Below are 12,383 nucleotides of genomic sequence, written 5' to 3'. Positions count from 1 at the left end.
CCGCGGGCCGGTCCGCGATCCGCGCCGCGACGGTGGGGTCGTCGAGCGTGACGACGCGTATCGTCCGGCCGATCGGCAGCTCGTCGAGCACCTCCGAGGTGCCGATGACCACCGCGGCCCGGCTGTTCGACAGCATGAACCCGATCCGCTCCGCGGGATGGCGCACATCCACCGGCAGGAACGCCGCTCCGGCCGCCCACACGCCGAGCATCGCGACGAGCAGGTCCGGACCGGGCGGCAGGCACAGCGCGACGAGCGACTCGGCGGCGACGCCCGCCTCGGCCAGATATCCGGCCAGCCGGTCGGCGCGGGCATCCAGCTGCGCGTAGGTGATCGGCTCGCTGTCGCCGAAGACCGCGGGCGCGCCCGGGTCGGCCGCGGCCGCCCGCCGGAACGCGTCGAGCGCCAGGCCGGTCGCCGGCGCGCCGCCGTCGGCCCAGTGTCGCAGGATGTGCGCGCGCTCGGCCGGGTCCAGCGCCCCGATCCGCCTGACTTTGACGTTCGCGTCGGCGAGCAGCGACTCCAGCAGCTGCATCCAGCGGCGGGCGATGCCCTCGACAGTGGTCTGGTCGAACAGGTCGAGCGCGCCCACCAGCACGCCGCGCAGCCCTCCGGGGCGGCCGTGCTCGTCCAGGATCTCGCCGATGTTGATGTCGAGGTCGAAGTTGGCGGTGGCGCCCGTCGGGCGGGCGGCCGGGCGGGCGCCGGTCACTGACGCCCGGGCCAGGCGCAGTGAGGAGCGGGCGGTGTTCTGCACGGCGAGCTTGACCTGGAACAGCGGGTGGCGGCCGAGCGAGCGCGGCGGGGCCAGCTCCTCGACGAGTCGCTCGAAGGGCACGTCCTGGCGCTCGAACGCGGCGACGCTCGTGCGCCGGACCCGGCGGAGCACGTCGGCGAACGTGGGGTCGCCGGACAGGTCGGTGCGCACGACGAGCGTGTTGACGAAGCATCCGATGAGGTCGTCGAGGGCCTGGTCGGTGCGGCCGGCGACGGCGACGCCGATGGGGATGTCGGTGCCGGCGCCGAGCTTGGACAGCAGTACCGCAAGGGAGGCCTGGAGCACCATGAACGCCGTGACGCCGAGCTCGCGCGCCAGCGTCGTGAGCCGCTCGTGCAGCTCGGCGGGCGCCTCGATCGGGACGGCGACGCCCCGGTGGGTGGGTGCGGCGGGCCTTGTGCGGTCCGCCGGCAGGGTGAGCTCCTCGGGCGACCCGGCGAGGGCTTCGCGCCAGTACTGCACCTGCTGCGCGGCGAGGCCGTCGCCGAGCAGTTCGGACTGCCAGAGCGCGTAGTCGGCGTACTGCACCGGCAGCGGCTCCCACGCCGGTGCGTCACCGCGCAGGCGGGCGGCGTAGGCGGTCGAGATGTCGCGGGCCAGCGGCGCCATCGACCAGCCGTCGCCGGCGATGTGGTGGATCACGACGACGAGGGTCTGCTCGCCGGTGCCGGCGTCGAACAGCCAGGCGCGGATCGGCACGTCGGTGCTCAGGTCGAAGGTGGCGGCGAGCGCCTGCGCGATCAGCTCCTCCACCTCGTCGTCGGAGCCGGCGCGGACCTGCCGCAGCGCCCAGTCCAGCTCGTCGGCCGGCACGATCCGCTGGTAGGGCCGGCCGTCGGCGATCCCGAACACGGTGCGCAGCGCCTCGTGGCGCTCGACGACGTCGCGCAGGGCGGCGGCGAGCGCGCGGGGTTCCGCGCCCGCGAGGCGCACGACGGCGGGCAGGTTGTGCCCGGTGCCGGCGTCCTCGAGCTGGTCGAGGAACCACAGCCCCTGCTGCGCGAACGACAGCGGGATCCGCTCGGGCCGGGGCCGCGGGCTCAGCTCGAGGCGCGCCTGCCCGGCGTGGGACAGCTGGGCGGCGAGCCCGGCGACTGTCGGCTCCTCGAAGAGGGTCGGGAGCTCGACCTCGACGCCGAAGACGGCGCGGACGCGGGAGATCAGCCGCACCGCGGTCAGCGAGTTGCCGCCGACGGCGAAGAAGTCGTCGTCGACGCCGATGGTGGGCCGCCCGAGGACGTCGGCGAACACGCCGCACAGTAGCTCCTCGGCGAGGCTCGCGGCGGCCCGTCCGCCGGTCGGCGTGTAGTCGGGTGCGGGTAGCGCCCGGATGTCGACCTTCCCATTGGGGGTTACGGGCAGCGACTCGAGCACGACGACCGCGTCGGGCACCATGTAGTCCGGCAACACCCGCCCCGCATGCTCACGCACGACCGCCGGCACGACGGGACCCACCACATAGGCGACCAGACTGTCGTCGCGAACAACGACCACCGCCTGCTCGACACCGTCACACTCGACGAGCACGGCCTGCACCTCGGCCGGCTCCACCCGGAACCCACGCACCTTCACCTGATCGTCGGCACGGCCGGCGAACACCAACTGTCCGTCACCGTTCCACCGGCCCAAGTCCCCGGTCCGATACATCCGCTCCCCCACCAGGAACGGACACGCCACGAACCGCTCACCCGTCAACCCCGCCCGACCCGCATACCCACGAGCCAACCCGGAACCGGCCACATACACCTCGCCGATCACACCCGCCGGGACCGGCTCCAACCCGCCATCCAGCACGAACACGTGCGTGTTGTCCATCGGCCGGCCCAACGGCACCAACTCACCCTCGGCCTCGACGATCCCCTGCACCGCGCAGAGCGTGACCTCGGTCGGCCCGTACAACTGCCGCACCCGAACCCCACTCGCCGCCCGGACTCGCGCCACCGCACCACCGGACACCACGTCTCCGCCGGTCAGCACTTCCTGCGCACCGGCGAACGAACCGGGATCGAGCGTCCGCAACAACCCGGCCGTCACGTGCACATGCGTGGCCTGCGACTGCTCGAACACCACCGAACCACCAGCACACAACGGCACCCACAACTCAAACATCGACGCATCAAACACATGCGGCGCCTGAAACAACACCCGCGACCCCGCCGACAGACTCCACGCCCGATCCCGCACCAGACCGGCCAACGACGCCTGCGACACCACCACACCCTTCGGCACACCCGTCGAACCCGACGTATAAATCACATACGCCGCATGCCCCGGCAACAAACCAGAGTCCACCGGGTCGGGCGAACCGGCGGGCTCACCATCCAGCACAACCTCGACCCCGGACTCCGCCAGGATGTACGCCACCCGCTCGTCCGGGTGGCCTGCGTCGATCGGCAGATACGCACCACCGGCCTTCCACACACCCAGCAACACCACCACCAGCGGCACACCCCGCGGCATCCGCACACCCACGACCGACTCCGGACCCACACCCCGCCCACGCAGATAGTTCGCCACCCGGTTCGAACGCTCGTCCAACTCCCGATACGACAACCCACCCACCGCCAACGCATCAGGAGCCTCCGCAACCCGCACAGCGAACAACTCCGGCACCGTCGACGGCGCCACCGGGACCGCCGTGTCATTCCAGGCGGACAGGATGCGCGAGCGTTCCGTGTCGCCGAGCACCGGCACGTCGGCGAGGCCGAAGCAGTCCCGCTCGAGCGCGTCGACGAGGTTGGCGACGGCGGTGCCCATCAGCTCGCACACGAGCTGCGGATCGACAGTGTCGACGGCGCCGATGCCGACCGAGAGGTCCCGGCCGTCGTCGTCCACGGACACTCCGAGCGGATAGTTGGTGGCGCCGGCGCGGAACAGGGTGGCGATGCCGGCCAGGCCGTCCCCGGCCGGCGCCCGCCCGGCCGTGTTGTGCCGGTAGTTGAACAGCGACGTGAACAGCGGCACGTCGGCCGGCAGCCCGCTCGCCTGCTGGGCCAGCACCAGCGGGGCATGCTCGTGCTCGAGCAGCTCCGCGAGCTGCCCGCGCATGGCGGCGACCGCGTCACGGACGCCGACACCCGCCAGCCGCACCCGGACCGGCAGGGTGTTGATGAACGGCCCCGGGATGCGGTCGGCGCCGGCGCCCGCGTTGAGGCGCCCGAAGAGCACCGTGCCGAAGACGACGTCGTCGCGGCCGGCGACCACGGACAGCACCCGCGCCCAGGCCACGTGCAGCACCGTCGCCGGGCTGACCCCGAGCCGCCGGGCCACGTCCCGCAGACGGTCCGCCACCTCGCGGTCGATCCGCCGGCGGCCGCGGCGCACGCCGGTGCCGTCGCCGCGCGCGTCCAGCAGCCCGAACGGAGCCGTCGGCGTCGTCACGTCGCCGAGCAGGCCGGCAAAGAACCGCTCGTGCTCCTGACGGGCCACGCCGCCACGGGCCTGGGCCACGAAGTTACGGAACGGCAGCGGCTCCGCCAGCGCATCCGCGTCGCCGGCCATGATCTGACGGATCTCGCCGAGCATCACCTCGACCCCGACGTGGTCCTGGACCAGGTGGTGCGCCCGCAGCAGGGCCAGCCACGCGCCCGAGCCGTCCGGCGCCGCCGCAATCGTCACGTCCAGCAGCGGCGCCCGGCCCACGTCCATCGCCGACCCGCCGGCCGCGACCAGCCGGCCCACCGGGTCCGGGCCGGCGGCGAGCTCGACCTCGCGGACCGGCAGCGCCGCGCGCCGCCAGACAACCTGGACCGGCTCGCGCAGCCCGTCCCACACGACAGCGGTCCGGTAGACGTCGTGCCTGTCGATCACCAGCTGTACCGCGGCGACGAACGCGTCGAGCCGCTCCCGCTCGTCGAAGCGCAGCACGCTCGGCAGGACGTACACGTCCCGGCGCCCGTCACCGCCCATCAGGTGGTGGAAGAGGATGCCTTCCTGCAGCGGGGCCAGCGGGTACACGTCCGCGACGTTGGCCGCACCGCCGGGCACGCTGTCGACCACGCGGGCCACCTCGGCGTCGGTGAGCTCGACGAGCGGCAGCATGCCGGCCGTGAGGTGCGCGGCGCCGGCCGGGATCCGGTTCTCCGGCACCGCCACCGCGACGGGCCCGGCCACCGCGGCCAGCCCGGCCACCGACGGGGTGGCGAACAGCGCCCGGACCGACACCGACACGCCGCGGACCCGCAGCCATTCGACGAGCCGCACGGCGAGCAGCGAGTGGCCGCCGAGAGCGAAGAAGTCGTCGTCGATGCTCACCGCGCCCCGGCCGAGCACCTCGGCGAACCCGGCGCACAGCACCTCCTCGCGGGTCGTGCGCGGCCCGCGGCCCGCGGACCGGTCGGCTCCCGGATCCTCCGGCGCGGGCAGGGCGTTCCGGTCGAGCTTGCCGTTGCGGGTCGTGGGCAGCGACTCGAGCACGACGACCGCGGCCGGCACCATGTAGTTGGGCAGGACCCGTGCGGCGTGTTCCCGGACGGCCTGGGGCTCGATGTCGGCGTCGAGGACGACGTAGGCGACGAGGCTGTCGTCGCGCGCCACGACGGCCGCCCGGGCCACGCCGGGGCAGCCCGCGACGACGGCCTGGACCTCGCCGGGCTCGATCCGGAAACCGCGGATCTTCACCTGATCGTCCGCGCGGCCCGCGAAGACCAGGCGGCCGTCGTCGGTCCAGCGGGCGAGGTCGCCGGTGCGGTACATCCGCCGCCCCGGCTGGAATGGGCAGGCCACGAAGCGTTCGCCGGTCAGCGCGGCTCGGCGCACGTAGCCGCGGGCGACGCCGGTCCCGCCGATGTAGAGCTCGCCGGCCACCCCGGTGGGCACCGGGTTGAGCCAGCGGTCCAGGACGAACACCTGGGTGTTGGCGATCGGCCGCCCGAAGGGGACGGGCCCGCGCCGGTCGGCGTGGGCGTCGCCGGGCTCGACCGGCCCAGCGGCGGCGATCACGGCCGCCTCGGTGGGGCCGTAGGCGTGCGTCAGCCGCCGACCGGCCGCCCAGGCCCGCGCGACGGGTGCGCTGAGCGCCTCGGCGCCGGAGAAGAGGGTGGTCACCGACGGGAGGCCGGCGACGGGCAGGGCGGCCAGCAGGGACGGCACCATGCTCGCGGTGTCGACGCGCTGGCTGGCGACCCACCGGGTCAGCAGCTCCGGCTCGGCCCGGTGCTGGGCGCCGGCGACGACGAGCGTGCCGCCGACGGAGAGCGTCACGGCGAGGTCGCGCACCGACGCGTCGAAGCTGACCGACGCGAACTGCAGCACCCGGCCGCGGAACGCCGCGCCGAACTGCGCGACGAGGTTGACCAGGCCGCCGTGCACCGCGGCGACGCCCTTGGCCCGGCCGGTCGAGCCGGAGGTGTAGATGACGTAGGCGAGGTCGGCGGCGCTCGGCGGCGGCCCGGCCGGCCCCGCCGGCGGCATCGCGGCGACGGACTCGGCGGCGGCCGGGTCGTCGAGCACGACGGCGCCGTCGCCGGCCAGGTGTGCGTGCGCCCGCTCGGTCAGCACCGTGTGCGCTCGGGCGTCGTCCAGCACGTACGCCACCCGCTCCGCCGGATACTGCACGTCGATCGGCAGGTAGGCGCCGCCGGCCTTCCAGACGGCGAGGACGGCCACGACGAAGCCGACGCCCCGCTCCAGCACCAGTCCCACGATCGACTCGGGGCCGACGCCGAGGTCGCGCAGCCGGTTGGCGAGCCGCCCGGAGCGCTCGTCCAGCTCCCGGTAGGTCGCCTGCTCGCCCTCGGCGACGACGGCGGGCACGTCCGGGCCCCGCCTGGCGCTTGCTGCGAACAGCTCGAGCACCGTCTCGGCCGTCGCCGGGACGGTGGGCCCGTTGGAGCGGGCCAGCAGGTGCAGCCGCTCGGCCGCGTCGAGGACCGGTACCGCGCCGAGGCGCGCGCCGGCGTCGAGGCTGAGCGTGTCGAGCAGCCGTTCCCACCGCCGGACGAGCACGGTGACCGAGTGCGGGTCGAACAGGTCCCGGGCGCCGACGAGCATGCCGCGCAGGCCCTGCGCGCGGCCCTGCTCGTCGAGGATCTCGCTGACGGACACGCCGATGTCGAAGCGGGCCGGCACGTCGCGCCACTGCGGCGCCGGGCCGTCAGCCGGCGCGGCCGGCGCCTGGCGCACGCGGACGTCGGGCAGCCGCAGGCCGGTCCGCCGGATGTTCTGCATGACGAGCATGACCTGGAACAGCGGGTGCCGGGCCAGCGACCGGGCGGGGGCGAGCTCCTCGACGAGGCGCTCGAAGGGGACGTCCTGGTGCTCGAAGGCGTCGAGGGTGCCGCGCCGCACGCGGCCGAGGAGCTCGGCGAACGTGGGGTTGCCCGTCAGGTCGGTGCGCGTGACGAGGGTGTTGACGAAGAACCCGGCGAGGTCGTCGAGGGCCTGGTCGGTGCGGCCGGCGACCGCGATCCCGATCGGGATGTCGGGGCCGGCGCCGAGCTTGGACAGCAGGACCGCCAGGGACGCCTGGAGGACCATGAACATGGTGACGCCGTGGTCGGCGGCCAGGCGGGCGAGGCGCTGGTGCACTTCGGCCGGCACCTCGATCGGCACACCGGCCCCGGCGTGTGAGGCCACCGCGGGCCGCGGCCGGTCGGCCGGCAGGGCGAGCTCCTCGGGTGCACCGGCGAGGGTGTCGCGCCAGTAGTCGATCTGCTGCTCGAGGAGGCCGTCGCCGAGGAGCTCGCGCTGCCACAGGGCGTAGTCGGCGTACTGCACCGGCAGCGGCGCCCACTGCGGCGCCCGGCCCGCCAGCCGGGCCGTGTACGCGGTGGACAGGTCCCGGGCGAGCGGCCCCATCGACCAGCCGTCCCCGGCGATGTGGTGGATCACCAGCACGAGGGTCTCGCCGCCCGCCAGCCACGCGCGGATCGGCACGTTGGCGGCCAGGTCGAACGGTTCGCTCACGGCCCGGTCGACGTCCAGCTCCGGCACGACCCGCAGCGCCCAGTCGAGCTCGTCGAGGGGCAGGACCCGCTGGCCGGGCTCGCCGTCGACCACCTCGATGACGGTGCGCAGGACCTCGTGCCGGCCGATGAGATCGTGCAGTGCCTGACCCAGCACGCCCGGGTCGATGCCCGTGACGTGCAGGACCGACGGGAGGTTGTAGACGCCGCTGGGCCCTTCCAGCTGGTCGAGGAACCACAGCCGCCGCTGCGCGTACGACAGTGGGACCCGCTCGGGCCGGGTCCGCGGCCGCAGCTCGAGCCGGGCCCGTCCGGCCGTCGGGAGCTGCTCGGCCAGCCCGGCCACGGTGGGGTGCGCGAACAGGGTCGGCAGTGTCAGCTCGACCCCGAGCGCCGCCCGGATCTGCGAGGTGAGCCGGACGGCGAGCAGCGAGTGCCCGCCAAGGGCGAAGAAGTCGTCGTCGACGCCCACCGCCGGGCGGCCGAGCACGCCGGCGAACAGCTCGCACAGCAGGTGCTCCACCGCGGACTCGGGCCGCCAGCCGGTGGCAATGCCCGCTTCGTGCGGCGCCGGCAACGCCGCCCGGTCAAGCTTGCCGTTGGCGGTCAGCGGTACCGCGTCGAGCAGGACGACCGCGGCCGGCACCATGTAGTCGGGCAGCAACCGCCGCGCGTGCTCACGAACCGCCTGCGTCTCCACATCGCCCACCACATAGGCGACAAGGGCGTCGTCGCGCGCCACGACCACGGCCTGCACCACACCGGGGCACCGGGCAACAACCGCCTGCACCTCGCCAGGCTCGACCCGGTACCCCCGGATCTTCACCTGATCATCCGACCGCCCGACAAACACCAGTTGCCCGTCGGAGGTCCATCGGGCCAGATCCCCGGTCCGATACATCCGCTGCCCGACGACGAACGGGCAGGCGATGAACCGCTCACCGGTCAGCCCCGGCCGCCCGACGTAGCCGCGCGCCAACTGGACACCAGCCAGATACAGCTCGCCGACGACACCCGGCGGCACCAACTGCAACGACGAGTCCAGCACAAACGCCCGGGTTCCCGGCACCGGACGGCCGATCGGCGCCACCGCGCCGTCTCCACACACCTCGAACGTGATGCAGCCGACGACCGCCTCCGTCGGCCCGTACTCATTCACCAACACCGACCCGGGCGCCAGCGACCGCCACAACTCCACGACGTCACCGGTCAACGCCTCGCCACCGACCACCCATCGCCCCACCGGACGCAGCCCGGCCGCACCGCGGCACAACTCCGCCAGCACCGGAATGTGCGCCGGCACCAGCTTCACCACATCAAACGCCGCACCACCGTCGGTCAGCACCTCGGCGAGCGCCTCCGCACCACCCGCACCCGCCACCACTACCGCAGAACCCGACACCAACGGCAGCCACACGCTCGTCACCGTCAGATCGAACGCCAACGACGAATGCAATGGCGCCCCACCTTCGGCCGTCACCGCATAGTCACGCGCCGCCCACCACAGATAGTTCGCCAGGCCGGCGTGCGAGACACCCACGCCCTTCGGCGTCCCCGTCGAGCCCGACGTGTAGATCACGTAGGCCAGACTCCCGCCCCGCACCACGACCTCCGGCGGCTCGGCGGGCATCGCCGCGATCCGCGGATCATCCACCGCGATCGCACGCAACCGGCCCGCCGGCAACTCGTCCAGGATCTCCTCCGTGCCGACCACCGCCACCGCGCGGCTGTCGGACAACATGAACCCGACCCGATCCAACGGATAGCCGACGTCAACGGGCAGGTAGGCGCCGCCGGCCTTCCACACGGCCAGCATCGACGCGATCAGCTCCACACCCGGCGGCAGGCACAGTGCCACCACTGAGTCCGCCCCGACACCGGCCGCGCTCAGATACTGCGCCAGACGGCTCGACCGCTCATCCAGCTCCCGATACGACACCCGATTCACCGCCGGCGCGTCCGGCGCCGCCAGGACCCGCTGTGTGAACAGCTCCAGAGCGCCCGGCGCCGGCTCCGGGGCCGGAGCGCCGTTCCAGTCCACGAGCAGCCGGCGGCGGTCGGCGTCGTCGACGATCGGGATGCGGCTCAGTGGCGTCGCCGGGTCGGCGCTCAGCACGTCCAGCAGGGCGACCCACCGGGCTGCGAGCGCCCCGAGGGTCGAGGGGTCGAAGAGGTCAAGGGCGCCGGTCACGACGCCGCGCAGACCCCGGCCGTCGGGCCGCTCGCCGATGCTGATGTCGAGGTCGAAGCGGGCGTACGTCGGCCAGTCCGACGTCGGCGCCGGCTCGTCGGCGGGCGGCGCCGCGACGTCGACGCCGGGCAGGCGCAGGGTGCCGCGGCCGGTGTTCTGGCCGGTGAGCATGACCTGGTACAGCGGATGCCGCGACAGCGACCGAGCCGGCGCCAGCTCTTCGACGAGCCGTTCGAAGGGAACGTCCTGATGCTCGAACGCGTCGAGGCTGACCCGGCGGACCCGGTCGAGCACCTCGGCGAAGGTGGGGTCGCCGGACAGTTCGGCCCGCACGACGAGCGCGTTGACGAAGAAGCCGACGAGGTCGTCGAGGGCCTGGTCGGTGCGTCCGGCGACCGCGACGCCGATCGGGATGTCGGTGCCGGCGCCGAGCTTGGACAGCAGGACGGCCAGTGACGCCTGCAGGAGCATGAACGTCGTCACGCCGTGCTCGCGGGCGACGGCCGTCAGCCGCTCGTGCAGGTCGGCCGGCACGGTGAAGCCGGCCTGCGCGCCGCGGTAGGTCGAGACGGCGGGCCGGGGGCGGTCCGCCGGCAGGGCGAGCTCCAGCGGGGCGCCGGCGAGCGCGTCGCGCCAGTAGGCCACCTGCCGCGACAGGAGGTCTTCGTCGAGCAGGTCGCGCTGCCACAGTGCGTAGTCGGCGTACTGCACCGGCAGCGCGGCCCACTGCGGCGCCTCCCCGCGCAGCCGGGCCGTGTAGGCGGCGGAGATGTCGCGGGCGAGGGGCGCCGTCGACCAGCCGTCCCCGGCGATGTGGTGCACGACCACGACGAGGGCCTGTCCGGCGGCGTCGGCGTCGAACAGCCACGCCCGGATCGGCACGTCGACGGCGAGGTCGAACGCGCACCGCATGGCCTGCTCGACGGCGGCGTCGAGGCCGGCCGGCGCGACGGTCTCGGCCCGCAGCGACCAGTCCAGCTCGGCCATGGGCAGGATCCGCTGGTACGGCTCCCCGTCGGCGATCCCGAACACCGTGCGCAGCACCTCGTGCCGCGCCACGACGTCGCGCAGCGCCAGGTTCAGGGCCTCGGCGTCCACACCGCTCAGCCGCAGCACGAACGGCAGGTTGTACGCGGTCCCGGTCTGCCCGAGCTGGTCCAGGAACCACAGGCGGCGCTGCGCGAACGACAGCGGCACCCGCTCGGGGCGCGGTTCCACGGACCGCAGGGGCGTCCGGGCCGGTCCGGCGGCGGAGAGCCGCCTCGCCAGCTCAGCCGGTGTCGGGGCCTCGAACAGCGTCCGCACCGGCACCTCGACGTCGAGCACGGCGCGGATGCGCGCTGTCAGCCGCACGGCGAGCAGCGAGTGCCCGCCGAGGGCGAAGAAGTCGTCGTCGATCCCGACGGCGGGCCGCCCGAGCACGTCGGCGAAGGCCGCGCACAGCAGCTCCTCCCGGGCACTGCGCGGCGCTCGGTCCCCGGCGGGTGCGTATTCGGGCGCCGGCAGCGCCCGGATGTCGACCTTCCCATTGGGGGTTACGGGCAGCCCGTCCAGCACGACGACCGCGTCGGGCACCATGTAGGCAGGCAGCACCCGCCCCGCATGCTCACGCACGACCGCCGGGGACACCGCACCCACCACATAGGCGACCAGGCTGTCATCCCGGGCGACCACCACCGCCTGCTCGACACCGTCACACCCGACCAACACGGCCTGCACCTCGGCCGGCTCCACCCGGAACCCACGCACCTTCACCTGATCATCCACACGACCGGCGAACACCAACCGCCCGTCACCAGTCCACCGACCCAGATCCCCGGTCCGATACATCCGCTCCCCAGCAAGGAACGGACACGCCACAAACCGCTCACCCGTCAACCCAGAACGACCCGCATACCCACGCGCCAACCCCGAACCAGCCACATACACCTCGCCGATCACACCCGCCGGGACCGGCTCCAACCCGCCATCCAGCACAAACACCTGCGTGTTATCCATCGGCCGGCCCAACGGCACCAGTTCACCCTCGGCCTCGACCAGACCCTGCACCGCACACAACGTCACCTCAGTCGGGCCGTACAACTGCCGCACCCGAACCCCACTCGCCGCCCGCACCCGCGCCACCGCACCACCCGACACCACATCCCCGCCCGTCAACACCTCCACCGCACCGGCAAAACTGCCCGGATCCAACGTCCGCAACAACCCCGCCGTCACATGCACATGCGTCGCCAACGACCGCTCGAACACCACCGAACCACCAGCACACAACGGCACCCACAACTCGAACATCGACGCATCAAACACATGCGGCGCCTGAAACAACACCCGCGACCCCGCCGACAGACTCCACGCCCGATCCCGCACCAAATCGGCCAACGACGCCTGCGACACCACCACACCCTTCGGCACACCCGTCGAACCCGACGTATAAATCACATACGCCACATGCCCCGGCAACAAACCAGAGTCCACGGGATCGGGCGAACCGGCGGGCTCACCATCCAGC

Annotated in this window: 1 protein-coding gene (cut by both window edges); it reads right to left on the bottom strand. The window is 73.4% G+C overall.

This entire window lies inside a single protein-coding gene on the bottom strand: locus tag Dvina_RS18590, encoding a non-ribosomal peptide synthase/polyketide synthase. The 27,309-nt coding sequence extends 10,253 nt beyond the window's left edge and 4,673 nt beyond its right edge, so the window shows coding positions 4,674–17,056 (codon 1,558, partial, through codon 5,686, partial); reading right to left, the first codon wholly in view occupies positions 12,380 to 12,382. Both the start codon and the stop codon lie outside the window.

Source organism: Dactylosporangium vinaceum (assembly GCF_019904175.1).
GTDB classification, from domain to species: Bacteria; Actinomycetota; Actinomycetes; order Mycobacteriales; family Micromonosporaceae; genus Dactylosporangium; species Dactylosporangium vinaceum.
Note: the sequence above shows the minus strand (reverse complement) of the source record. Positions and strands in the feature narration are given on the sequence as shown.